Source organism: Nitrosospira briensis C-128 (assembly GCF_000619905.2).
In the GTDB taxonomy this organism is placed as follows: domain Bacteria; phylum Pseudomonadota; class Gammaproteobacteria; order Burkholderiales; family Nitrosomonadaceae; genus Nitrosospira; species Nitrosospira briensis.
Genome location: NZ_CP012371.1, coordinates 271,095 through 285,521, shown reverse-complemented (window position 1 = coordinate 285,521; position 14,427 = coordinate 271,095). Strand labels below are relative to the sequence as shown.

The window sequence follows — 14,427 nt, the reverse complement described above, 5'->3', positions numbered from 1 at the left end:
GTCGGGTACTATTCTCATCCTTTCGTGAAAGAGGTGGCGGCAATCTGGAGCATGTTCAATTCCAGCGTGCATACTCCAACCACCGGGCCTGGCCGTCTCTACGTATGCGTGTCGTACGCTTGATGTACCCGCCGGGCCATTCCGGCGTTGCCAAGCAAAGTCTGAACGCTTTTCATCCAGGGCTCGGTGTGCGTTCGTATCTCCGCATCGTCGGCCAGTATCTTGTGGATCAGCTCTACTTTTTGTTGTTGCATATCGGCTGTAAACCGAACCGGCGGCGCCGCTCGGAGTTGCGTCACTACGGCGGCGCAGCGATGCTCCAGCATTTCCAGTTTTTCCCAGTCGCTGGCGCGGGCAGCTTTCACCATTTCGCCGGTAAGATTGGAAATCGATTGATACGCGGCGATTTTTTCTGCGCTGTTCATCACGCTTGACCGAAATCGGTGGCGGCTCCGAAACTTGGCGGAACTGAGGGATTGATCTGGTCGGCGCTCTCATCGGGCGGTATGCGCGAACCAATCGCTTCCCAAGCCTCACTCAACTCGCCAAGGAGGCGGGCCACTTCTTCGATGTATTCAGGTTTGTTATGCAGATTGGCCTCCAACAGGCGGCGGCTCATATACTCATACAGCGCATTTAGCTGTTGGGCCAGTTCGCCGCCGGCTTCAATATCGAGGCTGGCTTGCAGGCCGGAACTGATAATAGCGATTGCCTTGGAAACGGCCTCTCCCTTGGCAGTGATCTGGCCGGTTTTCATATGCGCAAGGGCAGAAGACAATGCAACGTGCGCGCCCTGAAACAGCATCAGGATGAGTTTGTGCGGATTGGCTGCGATGACTCCGGTCTCGAGGCCAACGCGGGCATAGGCATTTACGCCGCAGCGGGATGCTGGATACATATCGAATGCCTCCTTCGGCAATTATTTTTCGTTCAGGAATTGTTTTTTGGCAAAGTGGCCAGTTGCTGGGTTAGAAACTGGCTGGTCTGATTCAGGCTGCTAAGCATCGTATCCAGCGCAGTAAATTGCGCCCGGTAACGCGCCTCGATTGCATCCAGGCGCCGAAGGAACGTTTCCTGGCGGCGATCAATAGTCTTGATGCTTTCGGTGAGCCCATCGACACGGCTCGCAAGGATGCCGTCGGTGGTCAGCAGATCTCCCGCAAGCTTGTTCAAGCGGTCGGCGGAACCGCGTGAGAAATCCACTATTCCACGCGCGCCCAACAGGCCGCCTTTGATGATGAGGCTCAAGCCTTCCGACGCCGTGCCGGCTGTTGCCGTGAGTGTCTGCCCTGTTCCAAGAGCGGCCACGCCATTGATGGTGCCGGCTACATCCGCGCCTACTGTGGTTATCGGACTTGCGCCCAGAAGATTGCCGGCGCCATTGCCGCCGGTGACAGTGACACTGGATGCGGAACCGTAGCGTGCCGAAGAAATGGCAAGCACGCCGCCGGATTGCGAAACTACAACCGAGCTGCCTGCCGCTGTCAGGCTGGTGGCGCCATTCAACTTGCTTTGCACCTCGGCCGCCAGCGCATCGGCCGACGCGTAAATTCCCGCCGCAAGCGTGACGCTGGCAGCCACTCCATCGACTGTGATATCGATTCGATCATTGGCGCCGGCTGTAATGGTCAGCCCTGCTGACTGGCTGCCGGTGAGGCTGCCCATGGTAGCCAGCTGGGCGATTGTTACGGCATAATTTCCGGCGGATGTCTTGGCGGTTGCGCCACTGTATGCGATCAGGCTATCGGTCGATTTGCCATTTGCGGCGAAGAGGCTGGCGATCTGGTCGAAACCGGCATCCATTGCAGTCTGGAGCCGGGTGGAATCCAGCGCCAGGCTGCCGTCTTTCTGGAAGGCGACGCCGATTTGCGACAACGAGGTAAAACTGCCTGCTGCACCGCTCGTGCTTCCCGTTGCGGCCGATACCGTGGCGCGGAGCCAACGCTGGATGGACAATGCCGCCGAATCTCCCTGCAACACCCCGCCCTTTTTGGCCACCGTGTTATACGTACTGAGGTCTGCGAGCGTCTGATTAACGGCATTGAACGATTTGACGAATGCCTCCACCGATGCCTTGACGCCCGTTGTATTGCGCGCCACATCAAGTATGGTTGGGGTGCCTGCATTGCTCTTGAGCAGGTTGAGTGTCACACCCTCGATCGCATCGGTAATCGTGTTCGAGTTCTTGCTGATGGCGATTCCGTCGATTTGGAACTTGGCGTCCTGCGCCGCCTGGACTTGTGTGAGATTCTTTCCGGTGCCGGCTGCAGCGGTCGGATCGAAAGCAAGCTGAGACAGACCGGCATTATCCAGATCCACACCATCGTCGTCGCTCGCGATGATCCTGATGCTGCTGGCTGCGCCGGCGTCCTTGGCCGTCAACACCAGCCGGTTACTGCTGCCGTCGTTGATGATTGTCGCGCTAATGCCGATATTGGCTGCATTGATCGCATCGCGCACCCCCGAAAGCGTATTGTTGGCGGGGTCGATGGTCAGCGTCTGCGCGGGTTTTGCGTTATTCAGCGTAAAAGTGTTCAGGCCGCTATCATAGTCGCCATACTGAATGGTCAGGGTGCCGCTGCCAACTGTACTGTTGGTGCTGGCAAATCCTTCCGAGCGGATTTTCTGTTGTTGCGCCAATTGCTGCACTTCTATCGAGTAACTGCCTGGTACAGCCTTACCCGTGCTACTGGTGGTAGCAGTCAGTATGGAAGTATCTGCCACACTGGCTGTGGCAGCCCGGAATCTGGCCGGATCAGCGAGCCCTTGCATTGCGGTCTGGAATGCAGCCAATGCACCCTTCAGCGTTCCATAGGCTGACAGCTTGGCCTGATAATCGGCTTCACGGCGGTCCAGCAGCGCAAGGGGTTGCCGTTCGACCGCCATCAATTGGCTGACAATGCTGTTCACATCCAGATTCGAGCCCATGCCTGGTGCGGTGATGCCCATATCTGCCTCCCGTTTTGTGCTGTTAGTCAAATTCTGGCCTCGGAGGCCGGTTAAACTTTCGTGTTCAACAGCAGGCCTTTTAAACGGCCCAGTGCCTTGGCCAGGGCCAGCATCTCCTCCATGGGGATCTGCCGCACTAGTTCCCGTGTTGTGCTATCGATGATCTTTACCACCACCTTGTCGCTCTCGGCGTCAATGCTGAATTCCAGCGTCGAGATGGCTGGCTGGCCGATTTCCTGCGCCATTTCCTTTACCGGTTGCACATTTGCCGGCGATAGCGCACGGTCCAGGCGGTTTTGTACATCGCCGGACGCTGGCATCGGGTTGCGTTCCAGCGAATTTACGGAGACAACCGCGGCTTGACTGCCAGTTCCAATGTGCTTGATTTCCATGGGGGATTCCGAAAGGGATTGAAAAAGGAAACCCGGGGCGGGGCCCCGGATTCCTTCGCAACAAACTTTGAGTCAATTTTGCTTATCGAAAATCCGATAATTCCTGTTAGCCTCTCAGCAGCGCAAGCACGCTCTGCGGAAGTGCATTGGCCTGGGCAAGCATCGCCGTGCCTGCTTGTTGCAATACCTGGTTCCGCGAAAGAGTAGCGGTTTCGGCGGCAAAATCGGTATCGACGATACGGCTGCGGGAGGCAGCCAGATTCTCCGCGGTGGTTTGCAGGTTCGAGACTGCCGACGAGAAGCGGTTCTGATACGCACCCAGGTCGGCACGTGCTGCGTTAAGCGCGCTCAGTGCCGAATCCATCGAGGAAATGGCATTTTGAGCCCCCGCAGTGGTGCTGATGTTCACTCCCGCAAAACCAACGACGCTGGCGGTCGTGACTGCCGTAGTTGCGGCTGTCAGGCCGGTCCGCGCCGTGGTGGCTGTGCCGGTCATGGTCACAATTGTGGTGCTACCTGAAGTGTTGGTCAGCGTCACCAGGCCAGCAGCATCGGCTGTGGCGGTAACGTTGCTTGTACCCGACACCAGGTTGATGGCCGCCGCGACGGCTGCTCCCTGAGCGGGAGCGCCACCACCGGCGGTAATGGCGCCTACGCTTACACCGTTGATTTTGAGGTCGCCCGCGACGATGTTATCCGCTGGAGCCGTGAACGCGGTTGCGGCAATGCCGGTTACATTGGCGGTGGTAGTGGTGCTGGTACCCAGGGACGAGCTTTGTGCATTGACCAGGCTGGTGATGGAAATGGTTTCACCCACGTTGGCACCGACCTGGAATGCCTGATTGGTAAACGTGCCATCGAGCAGTTTGATGCCGTTGAACGCGGTCGTTGAAGCTACCCGGTCGATTTCGGATTTGAGCTGCTGCACTTCATTGTTGAGCGCTGTGCGGTCGCTTACGCTGTTGCTCGCATTGCTCGATTGCACGGCCAGCTCGCGGATGCGTTGCAGGTTATTGCCGATCTCGCCCAGTGCGCCTTCGGCGGTCTGCGACATCGAGATACCGTCGTTGGCATTGCGGACAGCCTGGTTCAGGCCACGGATCTGCGACGTCATGCGCTCGGAAATCGCCAGTCCTGCGGCATCGTCCTTGGCGCTGTTGATACGCAGGCCCGAGGACAAACGTTGCAGCGTCGTGGCAAGCGCGTTTTGTGAACTGTTAAGATTGCGTTGCGCATTCAATGCAATCACGTTGGTGTTGATAATTGCAGCCATGTGAATCTCCTTGACTAGACTATGTTATGGATTACGCCGTATGGCGTTAACTTTGGTTTGCCTCGCTTACACGAGGCTGATCAACCGCTGTTATGCTTATTAACGGAGGGTCACGAAAAACATTTAGCCGGTTCGTCAAGTTTTTCTTGGCGCGATATTTTTATTCCTGTGGATAGATTTGGAGTGAAAAAATGGATAGCCATTTTTCCCCGGGCAAGTCATTACGATCAAGGAGCGAGCAAGTCTTTCGGTATAGTCTTTCGCAAGCAGGAATCCACTGCCGAATTACACATGATAAGTGGAGGAGAGCGTGCGCGATTCGCCGATCAACGGCTGATCTATGTCTTATATCGAAACTTTACCCTGCGAGTGCAGTGTTCGGGGCGCTATAAGTCCTGATACGATGGGAGCGAGGAGTCCCTATGATAAATAGACTGGCAGATAGATGGGACAGGTGGGCCGGAAGAAATATATCTCCTGAATCCGGCCCGGATTCAGGCCAGGCCGTTCTTGATTGCGTAGTGGGTCAACTCGGCGTTGTTCTTGAGCTTCATCTTTTCCAGCAGACGGCTGCGATACACGCTGACAGTCTTGACAGACAGGCACATTTCATCAGCCGTATCGGTAAGGCTTTTACCCGAGGCGATCAGGCATAGCGTCTGATATTCCCTGTCGGACAATGCTTCATGAGGCGGCCGGTCGTGGTCGGCGCCGAGGTTGTCCGCCATCGCCTCGGCCAGGCTTGTCGTAAGATATTTGCGACCCCTCGAGACCTGGTGAATAGCAGCCATCAACTCGCTCGGGGCGCTTTGCTTGGTGATATAGCCGGATGCACCCGCTTTTAGCGCCCGAATGGCATATAAACCTTCCTCATGCATGCTGAGCATGAGCACGCGAATTCCAGGATGTTCCTTCTTGATGTGCTTCAGGACTTCGATGCCATTCCTGTCCGGCAGCGATATATCCAGCACGACAACGTTCCAGTCGCCCTCGCGTACTTGCCGCATGGCTTCCGACCCGCAATCCGCTTCCCCGATAAGCATGACCTTGCCGCTCTCCAGCAGGATCTGCCTCAGACCCTGACGTACGATGGCATGGTCATCGACGATCAGTACATTCATGACCGCCGCGCCTTCGATATCGGGATGACTGATTCCGTAACCGGGTCGCCGGGTCCCGGCACGAGCGGAATTGATAAAAGCACCGTTGTGCCTTGTTTCTGCCCCCGCCGACGGTCAGTTTTCCGTCGAGAAGGCGGGCACGCTCGATCATGCCGCGAATGCCGAACGAATCAAGCTTCATGCGATCCGGCAGCATAATGCCGCAACCGTTATCGCGCACCTCCAGTTCCAGTTGCCCCTGAGCTGCATGCAGGTTTACCCAGACACATGAAGCATGCGCATGCTTGCTGATATTGGTGAGGGCTTCCTGAAAAATACGGAACACGGCAACCGCGATATCCGGCTCCAGGTCGATATCCTGTTCAGCGCACACCACCTCGCACGGGATGCCGAGCCGTTTGGCAAATTCGCCCGATTCCCACTCGATCGCTGCAACAATGCCGAAATCCATGATACCGGGGCGCAAATCACGGCAGATGCGCTGTATCGAATGCATCGTACGATCCACCATGTGAGATACGGTACGGACTTTTGCCTGCAAGGCCGCACCTTCCTTCCTGCCGTCACTGCCGCCCTCCCCTGCATGCCGTGCCAGCCAGTCGAGGTCGATCTTGATCGCCGTGAGATTGCCGCCCAGGTCATCATGAATTTCACGGGCGATGCGGATGCGCTCGTGTTCCCGAGCCGCCATGACGTGGGATGATACTTCCTTCAGGCGTTCGTGCGATTCCTTGAGCTCCGTCTCCCTGCGCCTGCTTTGGGTAACGTTGATGATGATTCCTTCCCAAATTACACCGACTCCCGGTTCCCGGCGCGGGCTGGCTCGCAGGCTGACCCATTTTGTATCACGGTACGACTCAATCCACAGGCGGCCTTCCCAGTTCCATGTCGTCAGGCTGACGGCTGAGTGCGCCCTTGATTGGCGCAGGCTCTCGCGGTCCTCGCCCGGCAGCACAAGATCCAGCAGCAGCGCGGGGTTCGCTTGCAATTCCTTGACTGCGATATCAAGCAGATTCACACACTGGTCGCTGACGAATGGCATTGAGTGATTGCCATCCTCATGCAGAACATATTGGAATACCATGCCTGGGGCATTTGAAATGACAGCCGGCGGATACGCTTCTCCCCTTCCTGCCTGCCCCGATCCCTCTGGCTTCTTCCCTTGTACAACCTGACCGCTGATTTCGCCAGTGAAGTGCCTGGTGATATCGTTGGCAAGCATGATAAGCAACGATTTGCCGGCGCCTTGCCATAAGTGCAAACGTACCGCTACCGGAAAAGTAGCGCCGTCCTTGCGCCTGAAGTATGTCTTGCCCTTCACCTCTCGCTTTTCCCCTGTAAGCAACGGAGACTGCATGGACCATAGGCTTTCTGCTGCGAAGCCCGGGACATCATCGCGCGGCATGAGTTCGCATAATTCAGCCATCGAATATTGCAAATCTCGTTGGGCCGCTACATTGGCGTATTCGCACCTGAGCGTATCGGCATCGAGCAGATACACCGCGGCGTCGAGATGGGAAAACCGGGAAATGGGAGGACTCATGCTTGAATCAGGTTTTGAAACAGGAAGAGTGTTTAGCTGAATTATTCAAACATTATGGGAGCTTATCACTATGTGGAAAGGAAAAAAATGGAAGATATGCCGCCACAAGCTTCGGGTAGGATGGATGAAGCGTAGCGCAACCCATCAAAATGGAGTAACCATTGGTATTTTTTAGATTGAGCCGAACTGTAAGCTTACAGCATTTATCAACATTGATGGGTTGTGCTACCCAATACAGCTTGCTCCCTATCTAAATAACAATGTTACTCCCTGTCGGGGTGCGGATGACCGGGTGCACCCAGGAAAGCAGGCTTCACGATACCTTATCCAGCAGCCTGTCGGACTTAAAGGAAATCGGCTGCAAAACCCTTTAGCTGGCTCATATTTCGCCGCTTTTTCGTCCAATAGAATATTGGCCTTCAAAATCCTCAAAATCTGCCCTCACCCAGTCACTTTTTCGCTGCGATTCTTCAAGTCCGACAGGCTGCCAGCTCATCCAGGGCTTTGCTGATCGCGACAGAATCGACAGGCCGAACCAGGCGGGCGATCTCCTTCCCGTGGTGCAGAAAGATCAAAGTTGGCCAGAATTTTACTCTAAAGGAACGCCCAAGCGGACGACCCTTGCCATCTTCGATCTTGATATGACGTATGGAAGGATGGTTGGAAAAGGCCGAAGCAATCAGCGGTTGGGCGGCACGGCAGTATCTGCACCACGGAGTGCCAAACTCCATGAGAACGGGCGCTTCGAGTGAATCGATCTCGGCACGCGGCGGCTCAATGGCTGCATAGGCGTTGTTCATGCCCAAATTATAGTCCGCTTCAGGTGCACAGGCCGTCTGCCGCGCCGGATGATGCTCGGTCATCGCTACGACAATGGCAGCTCATATATCATGAATCGAATGTACAAGCACGGCATATCAATCGTGCCTGATCTTCTGCATTCCTGTGGGTGTAATTTGGCATGAATTCTTAACCTTGCATAAATTCTTCACACGATAATGACAATTTTATCACGCTCGGCATGCTAGATTACAACTGAGTAATTCCGCTGCCACCGTTTCAAGTTTCAGCATTTCTTAAACCACCCAAGGATCAGACATTAACGCCGACAATTATAAAATTCAAGCCGCAGCGAGTTTTCCAGTGCAACCGGGTCCTTTCCGGTGAGCTAGGCCAGGCAAAAGGAGGGTCCGGGGTTTCCATCCACTACACTACTGTGGAGGTTCATATGCTTACCGAGACCCGTCACTTGCAACCACATTCGTTGGAAATCGCGGCAGGAAGGAGGCGGCGGCACCCGCCGCTACACGGTAGTGAAGGTGGCGAGGGTTGCAAAGGCAGCGGTCATGCTCTTGCGCAAGAGCATCGTCATGGCGCGAAATTCAATTTGCTGCGTGCAGCTCGCTCCCGAGTCAAGCATCATTATCACTTGGGACGCACGAACCCATCCATCCTGTCCGTTCGCTCTATCGAACCTCGGCTCGAGATTTCGAGGGGGGGTGGCCGTGTCGCTTTCCGGTTGCCCCAAGCGTCGCCGACGCGCACTAACGATGCGCTTTCTATTTGCCCCTCCCCGCATAACCGCCCTGGTGTCAATGAACTGCTGATCAAGGGCATCCGTCGAGATGGTTCGACCTTTCGCCCCAGCGACTGGGCTGAACGGTTATGCGGCGTAGCAGCGATACTGCACTCGGACGCGATAACGCCCTCTCGCGAGCATTTTGCCGCCCGCCCCCGTTTTGACTGTTCTCTCCTTGTTCGGCCCGCTATCATTTCCGGCATCCTTTGCGTGATCGTCGACCTGAGCTTGCGCAGCCTCGAGCCTTGCGCCTGGGATTTCGTCCGATGTTTCGCGTGTGATAACGAGCTTATCACGCTGGACAGGTTTTCGAGTTGTCGAGGGGGGGTGAATTTGAAAAAAATAAAAGAGGGAGAGACCTGAGAAAGCGCTGGCGCTCAAAAACCAAGTGCAACATTCTGGAGAGAGAACGCTGCATGGGTCAGCAATCGGACAGGTGATCCGCGGTCGGATCCAGTATGCGAAGCATCAGTCTCCGTTCAAGCGCTCAACGAGCCTGCGCCACCATTGCTCCGTATAATACAGCTCACAATCCGCGAACCAGGATCGCGAGATTACCGGAAAGGTACCCTGCAACGTCGATTTCCAAATCGAGCCGCCCAAGGGGATTAGCCAGAACCGCCCTCACTTCCGCAGGAATATCCGCACCGCAGTGCAACCCATGAAGAATGATTCTGGGTGCGCCATTTTGTGGAAATACGGCCGCCAGCACGTTGAATACCTCGTACAGATTCGCAGCCAGGTCCTCATCAAGGCATTTTGCCTTGATGCATTCGTTCACCCGCGCTACCGGCACCACCATCAGCGCCGCCCCGAGGCTGCCGCCCAACGCCAAATCGCAGCGGATCACGACCTGCAGGCCCTGGCATTCTCCAACATATGCGGCAGCGATCTGGGTACCGGGTGCGACGGGATTGGCCGGCACCACTTTCGCTTGCACCTCTCGCCCGATCAGTTCGCCGAGCATGCGGGCGACGGCCTGCGCGGGCGGGAGTCGCATGGATAAATTTGGTGATTCTATTGGCATTATTGATTCTTCCTGTGAGCCGGACGGCGGTGTTCCTGTCACGCCTAACAGCCTATAGGACTTTAAAGGAAATCGGCTGCAAAAGCGTCTGGCTGGTTCATATTTCGCTGCTTTTTCGACCAATAGAATAACTATTGGTCTTCAAAATCCTCAAAATCTGTCCTCAGCCAGTCACTTTTTCGCTACGATTCTTCAAGTCCGACAGGCTGTTAACGGTGTCAACAAACGTATCGTTCGAGAACTTCCCTGAATGTATCTTCGTTAAACGGTTTGGCGATCAGAAACAGCGCACCTTCGGCACCCGATATTTTGCGCATCTGTGGCGTGGATTCCGATGTAACGAAGCCGAACTTCACTTTGCAACCGGCGGCGTTGATTCCCCTGAGAAGATCGATGCCCGAAAGCTTCGGCATGTTCCAGTCGGACAGCACGAGATCCGGCGGATCGGCGGTAATGGCTGCAAGTGCTTCGTCACCATCGCTCGCTTCCAGAAACGTGTGACCACGAAAACCCGCGAGCCTGAGCGTCCGTATCACGATCATTCGCATCGCTCTGCTGTCGTCTACAACCATAATTCGCATGACCACCCCATCGTTCTACAGTTTTGGTTGCATCTGCAATTCGTACCGCGGCTCAAGCAGTCCAAGCAACAGGCCATTCACTTCATCGCTACCTTAACGGTTGCCTGCAGCCCAACTTTAGATGAGCGGCGTCAATTCGTTGGCCCACACCGCAATCAGTCCGTATTCGGTACCGTAGATACTTCACAAAACCGCGTCTTATTTTCGGATTGGCGGTTGGTAGAGCGAGACCATTGCTGCCATTGGACAGTTGGCGTCACATGGTCGGGTGCATCGACGTTACGAATGTGCGACGGTGCCCACCACAATCGTCACAACGGGTCTTTATCAGCGCATCGGCAGAGTCGCCTGTAGCCGGCAAGACGACGAACCGCCGAGTCTGGCCGTTCTCTTCAAGTTTCGCCAGAGTTGACCGTAGAACACGCGACGGACTGAAATCACGGCCTGAACTGTTTGTAATAAGGAGTGTTAAGTGGGAACAGACTACGACAATGCGGCTGTAGTCAACGTGCGGTCATTCGTGCTGCGATATATGCAGGCGCATGGCGCGGAGACGAGCGGCGTGCGTGCTGAACTCGATCAACTCCAGGCAATACTGAGCGAGGCGGTGACCCGCCTGATGTCGAGCTTTGAAGCAATTCGTGCATATTCCGCACGTCACTTGCAGCCTGCGGCTGACGACGTATTCGACAGCGCGAAGACCGCCCCTGCTGCCGCGCTCGGCGCTACTCACGCAGGTCAGTGCAAACCGGCTGGGTTCACCGCAGATATTGAAGACAGTATCAACGAGGCGATGACGGCGCTACAGTTTCACGACATTGCATCACAGATTCTCGCGCACACGCGGCGGCGCATCGAATTTCTCGAGCGAATGGCTGAGCAGCTCGAACAATTGCCCGACACCACGATAAAGGACCTGGATCATGCAATACGGAAAGCTTGTACCGACCGGGGCCATAACCCGGTGGGCCAGGCAGTAATGACAGTCGGCGCGGTGGAACTTTTCTAGGCCCAAGGAGTAAAAGGGATGGCAAAAACGATACTCGCCGTGGATGACTCGGCATCGATCCGGAAAATGGTCTTGTTCACCCTACGAGGCGGGGGTTACGACGTGGTCGAGGCAGTGGATGGCCAGGACGGATTGGAGAAAGCGCTCAAGTACCAGGTGAACCTCGTGCTCACCGACCAAAACATGCCGCGCATGGACGGACTCGCGCTTATCCATTCCCTGCGCGAGTTGGCAAACTATCAGACGGTGCCAATTCTAATGCTCACCACAGAGTCGAGCGACGAAATGAAATCGAAGGGACGCGCCGCCGGTGCGACGGGATGGCTGGTAAAGCCCTTTGACCCCACCCGATTGCTCGATGTAGTACGAAAGGTCATAGGGTAGCCCATGGACGATCTCTCCGAGTTTCATGATGTGTTCTTCGACGAGGCTACCGAGCACCTTGACGGAATGGAGTCATTGCTGCTCGGCATCAATGCGAACGCACCCGACACAGAGCAATTGAATGCTGTCTTTCGCGCTGCCCACTCGATCAAGGGCGGCGCGGCGATGTTCGGCTTCAAGGACATTACGGAACTCACCCACGAAATGGAGACGGTTTTTGACCGGGTGCGCAAGGGCCAGATGCCGCTGTCCAAAGAATTGGTCGATGTTTTTCTCACTTCCGGCGATTTGCTGCGGATGATGCTGGCGGTGCGCAAGGGTGAGCGTGACGATGTACCCCAAGTAGAAGTGGCTGGTCTTTGCGTGAAGCTGCGGCTGTTTCTGGAAGTGAAAGCCCCCACTGCCGATAAAATTCCCGCAAAGACCGCCGCAAGTCGTGCCAAGGCCAGCAGTATTGAAGCCACGCCTGCAGCATCGATTGCACCATCCCAGGCAGAGGAGAAGATCAGCGCCGCGTTGCCGGAAACCGGGATCAGGAAACGCAAGACGAAAAAGAACGTCGAGAAGAATTCATCAGCCATTACCGCCGGGATTTCCATCCAGACGTCGGCGGGCCGGTTCCAGACCGGCGACAGCGAAGCTCCGCCAGCAGTATTGGTCCCGCCATCCTCGACGATGGAGGAAAATGATTTCGGCCTTTTTGTTCCTGCCGAGATGCTTCCGGCAAACCTGCCTGAAGCCGCAGCAGCGAGCTCAAGCGAAACAAAGGTCAGCGAATCGAAGAACGGAACCAGGCCCGAAGGCACTCACGCCGCGCCCGATGCCTCGTCGATTCGCGTCAGCGTGCAGAAGGTGGATCAGCTTATCAATCTCGTCGGGGAACTCGTCATCACGCAGGCGATGGTCGCGCAGGCCGCATCCCGCTCCGATCCGAGGCTCCATCAAGCGCTATCCCAGCTTGAACGTAATACCCGCGATTTGCAGGAATCGGCGATGTCGATCCGGATGCTGCCGATGTCGTTCGTCTTCGGGCGTTTTCCGCGCGTGGTTCGCGATCTTGCGGACAAGCTCGGCAAGCAGGTGGAATTGAAAACCGAGGGCGAGGGAACCGAACTCGACAAGGGACTGATCGAGCGCATTGTAGATCCGCTTACGCACCTTGTGCGCAACAGCCTGGACCATGGCATCGAACTGCCTGCGGCACGCGAAGCCGTCGGCAAGCCGGCAAAGGGAACGATCACGTTACGCGCGTTTCATCGAGGTGGAAGTGTCATGATCGAGGTCAGCGATGATGGCGCCGGACTCGATCGGGAGCGCCTGCTTTCGAAGGCGCGCGAGCGTGGCGCGAGCGCATCCGACTCGATGACCGACCAGGAAGTTTTTCAATTGATTTTCGATGCCGGCTTTTCAACGGCGGAAAAAATCACCGATGTTTCCGGACGCGGGGTCGGCATGGATGTTGTGCGCCGTAATATCCGCGAGATGAGCGGAAACGTGGAAATCAATTCCAGGCTGGGCGCCGGAACCTGCATTTCAATCCGCCTGCCGCTGACGCTCGCCATACTTGACGGCATGTCGGTGGCAGTGGGGAAGGAAGTGTTCATTATTCCCCTGGCCTACATCATCGAATCGTTGCGGCCAACAGCCGCCGATGTCAAGACTGTCGGTGGCAAAGGGAAGGTGGTCCGGGTACGCGGCGAATACCTGCCGCTGCTCTCGCTGCATGAAGTATTCAACCTGCGGCCGGAGGCAGCCGACGTGCATCAGGGCATGGTCGTGATTCTTGAAAACGAGGGGCGAAAATCGGCAATGTTTGTCGATGCGCTGGTAGGCCAGCATCAAGTCGTCATCAAAAGCCTCGAGAGCAACTTTCGCAAGGTACAGGGCGTATCAGGGGCCACCATCATGGGCGACGGCAAAGTGGCGCTGATACTCGACGTCGCGGCCCTCGTCGGCTTTACGGCAAAATAATACGCCAGCACTGCTGAAGTGCCAGCCTGGTGTAACCGTAAGACCATTAATCAATCCAACAACGGGAGTATGAAAAAATGCCGAAACCGCCAACCGAAGCACCCATAAAGCCGGACGGCGCAAGCGCCGGCCGGATGGCCAACGAATTTCTCACCTTCCGGCTCGGCAAAGAAGAATACGGTATCGAGATACTCAAGGTGCAGGAGATCCGCGGTTATGACGCCGTCACCCACATCGCCAATGCGCCCGAGTTCATCAAGGGTGTCGTCAATCTACGTGGCATCATCGTGCCGATCATCGACATGCGCATTAAATTCAATCTTGGCACCGTTGAATACAACGAGTTCACGGTGGTGATCATACTGAACGTATCGGGGCGGGTGATGGGGATCGTGGTCGACGGCGTTTCAGACGTGATCACGCTTGCCGCCGAACAGATCAAGCCGGCACCGGACTTTGCCGCCAATCTGGATACCGATTACATCATCGGCCTGGGAACAGTCGATGAACGCATGCTCATCCTGATGGATATCGAGGCGCTCATGTGCAGCGCTGAAATCGGCCTGACCGACCAAAATATTATTCACTAATTCACCAA

The 14,427-nt window shown here is 55.9% G+C and carries 15 protein-coding genes; 5 read left to right on the top strand and 10 right to left on the bottom strand.

The annotated features are described in order from the left end of the window. Nucleotides 1-98 precede the first annotated feature (98 nt). The 8 genes from F822_RS01335 to F822_RS01300 form a co-directional block, all read right to left on the bottom strand. Nucleotides 99-425 carry a flagellar protein FliT gene (locus F822_RS01335; RefSeq protein WP_025039714.1) on the bottom strand — a complete coding sequence of 109 codons (327 nt, stop codon included), beginning with the start codon at nt 423-425 and terminating at the stop codon, nt 99-101. Further along, complete coding sequence (gene fliS, locus F822_RS01330) at nt 425-898, bottom strand: flagellar export chaperone FliS (protein ID WP_025039715.1); 474 nt, start codon at nt 896-898, stop codon at nt 425-427. Before fliS ends, F822_RS01335 begins: the two co-directional genes overlap by 1 nt. A 32-nt stretch (nt 899-930) precedes the next feature. After that, nucleotides 931-2,949 carry a flagellar filament capping protein FliD gene (gene fliD / locus F822_RS01325; RefSeq protein WP_025039716.1) on the bottom strand — a complete coding sequence of 673 codons (2,019 nt, stop codon included), beginning with the start codon at nt 2,947-2,949 and terminating at the stop codon, nt 931-933. Nucleotides 2,950-2,999: 50 nt separating this feature from the next. Further along, on the bottom strand, nt 3,000-3,341 hold the full coding sequence (locus F822_RS01320) for a flagellar protein FlaG (protein WP_025039717.1): 342 nt from the start codon (nt 3,339-3,341) through the stop codon (nt 3,000-3,002). A 106-nt stretch (nt 3,342-3,447) separates the two neighbouring features. Further along, nucleotides 3,448-4,614: a flagellin gene (locus tag F822_RS01315; protein ID WP_025039718.1), complete on the bottom strand. Its 1,167-nt coding sequence runs from the start codon at nt 4,612-4,614 to the stop codon at nt 3,448-3,450. 494 nt (nt 4,615-5,108) lie between these two features. Beyond that, nucleotides 5,109-5,735 (bottom strand): response regulator, encoded by a 627-nt coding sequence (locus tag F822_RS01310; protein ID WP_025039719.1) that lies wholly within the window; start codon nt 5,733-5,735, stop codon nt 5,109-5,111. Further along, entirely contained in the window at nt 5,713-7,278 is a 1,566-nt protein-coding gene (locus tag F822_RS01305; protein ID WP_156304315.1) for a sensor histidine kinase, read from the bottom strand. Before F822_RS01305 ends, F822_RS01310 begins: the two co-directional genes overlap by 23 nt. Nucleotides 7,279-7,748: 470 nt before the next feature. Next, complete coding sequence (locus tag F822_RS01300; RefSeq protein ID WP_331458269.1) at nt 7,749-8,141, bottom strand: thioredoxin family protein; 393 nt, start codon at nt 8,139-8,141, stop codon at nt 7,749-7,751. A gap of 365 nt (nt 8,142-8,506) precedes the next feature. Between F822_RS01300 and F822_RS14700 the strand changes: the two genes are divergently transcribed. Further along, nucleotides 8,507-9,220 carry a DUF3579 domain-containing protein gene (locus F822_RS14700; RefSeq protein ID WP_082204572.1) on the top strand — a complete coding sequence of 238 codons (714 nt, stop codon included), beginning with the start codon at nt 8,507-8,509 and terminating at the stop codon, nt 9,218-9,220. A gap of 163 nt (nt 9,221-9,383) precedes the next feature. Here F822_RS14700 and F822_RS01285 read toward each other — a convergent pair whose 3' ends face one another. Both F822_RS01285 and F822_RS01280 read right to left on the bottom strand, forming a co-directional pair. Continuing rightward, a complete protein-coding gene (locus tag F822_RS01285) occupies nt 9,384-9,884 on the bottom strand; it encodes a hypothetical protein (RefSeq protein ID WP_025039723.1) in 501 nt (166 codons plus the stop codon). 218 nt (nt 9,885-10,102) lie between these two features. Next, nucleotides 10,103-10,465 (bottom strand): response regulator, encoded by a 363-nt coding sequence (locus tag F822_RS01280; RefSeq protein WP_025039724.1) that lies wholly within the window; start codon nt 10,463-10,465, stop codon nt 10,103-10,105. A 472-nt stretch (nt 10,466-10,937) separates the two neighbouring features. Between F822_RS01280 and F822_RS01275 the strand changes: the two genes are divergently transcribed. From F822_RS01275 to F822_RS01260, 4 genes are all read left to right on the top strand, one after another. Beyond that, nucleotides 10,938-11,474 (top strand): hypothetical protein, encoded by a 537-nt coding sequence (locus F822_RS01275; protein WP_025039725.1) that lies wholly within the window; start codon nt 10,938-10,940, stop codon nt 11,472-11,474. Between the two features lie 18 nt (nt 11,475-11,492). Next, nucleotides 11,493-11,858, top strand: a complete 366-nt coding sequence (locus F822_RS01270) for a response regulator (RefSeq protein ID WP_025039726.1) — start codon at nt 11,493-11,495, stop codon at nt 11,856-11,858. A 3-nt stretch (nt 11,859-11,861) separates the two neighbouring features. Continuing rightward, nucleotides 11,862-13,829, top strand: coding sequence for a chemotaxis protein CheW (locus tag F822_RS01265; RefSeq protein WP_025039727.1), 1,968 nt, complete (start codon nt 11,862-11,864; stop codon nt 13,827-13,829). A gap of 77 nt (nt 13,830-13,906) precedes the next feature. Beyond that, entirely contained in the window at nt 13,907-14,419 is a 513-nt protein-coding gene (locus F822_RS01260) for a chemotaxis protein CheW (protein ID WP_025039728.1), read from the top strand. Nucleotides 14,420-14,427: the final 8 nt, after the last annotated feature.

Coding starts and splice junctions, on each gene's coding strand:
- F822_RS01335 (WP_025039714.1), bottom strand. CDS start 425: ATGAACAGCGCAGAAAAAATCGCCGCGTATCAATCGATTTCCAATCTT.
- fliS (WP_025039715.1), bottom strand. CDS start 898: ATGTATCCAGCATCCCGCTGCGGCGTAAATGCCTATGCCCGCGTTGGC.
- fliD (WP_025039716.1), bottom strand. CDS start 2,949: ATGGGCATCACCGCACCAGGCATGGGCTCGAATCTGGATGTGAACAGC.
- F822_RS01320 (WP_025039717.1), bottom strand. CDS start 3,341: ATGGAAATCAAGCACATTGGAACTGGCAGTCAAGCCGCGGTTGTCTCC.
- F822_RS01315 (WP_025039718.1), bottom strand. CDS start 4,614: ATGGCTGCAATTATCAACACCAACGTGATTGCATTGAATGCGCAACGC.
- F822_RS01310 (WP_025039719.1), bottom strand. CDS start 5,735: ATGAATGTACTGATCGTCGATGACCATGCCATCGTACGTCAGGGTCTG.
- F822_RS01305 (WP_156304315.1), bottom strand. CDS start 7,278: ATGAGTCCTCCCATTTCCCGGTTTTCCCATCTCGACGCCGCGGTGTAT.
- F822_RS01300 (WP_331458269.1), bottom strand. CDS start 8,141: ATGACCGAGCATCATCCGGCGCGGCAGACGGCCTGTGCACCTGAAGCG.
- F822_RS14700 (WP_082204572.1), top strand. CDS start 8,507: ATGCTTACCGAGACCCGTCACTTGCAACCACATTCGTTGGAAATCGCG.
- F822_RS01285 (WP_025039723.1), bottom strand. CDS start 9,884: ATGCCAATAGAATCACCAAATTTATCCATGCGACTCCCGCCCGCGCAG.
- F822_RS01280 (WP_025039724.1), bottom strand. CDS start 10,465: ATGCGAATTATGGTTGTAGACGACAGCAGAGCGATGCGAATGATCGTG.
- F822_RS01270 (WP_025039726.1), top strand. CDS start 11,493: ATGGCAAAAACGATACTCGCCGTGGATGACTCGGCATCGATCCGGAAA.
- F822_RS01265 (WP_025039727.1), top strand. CDS start 11,862: ATGGACGATCTCTCCGAGTTTCATGATGTGTTCTTCGACGAGGCTACC.
- F822_RS01260 (WP_025039728.1), top strand. CDS start 13,907: ATGCCGAAACCGCCAACCGAAGCACCCATAAAGCCGGACGGCGCAAGC.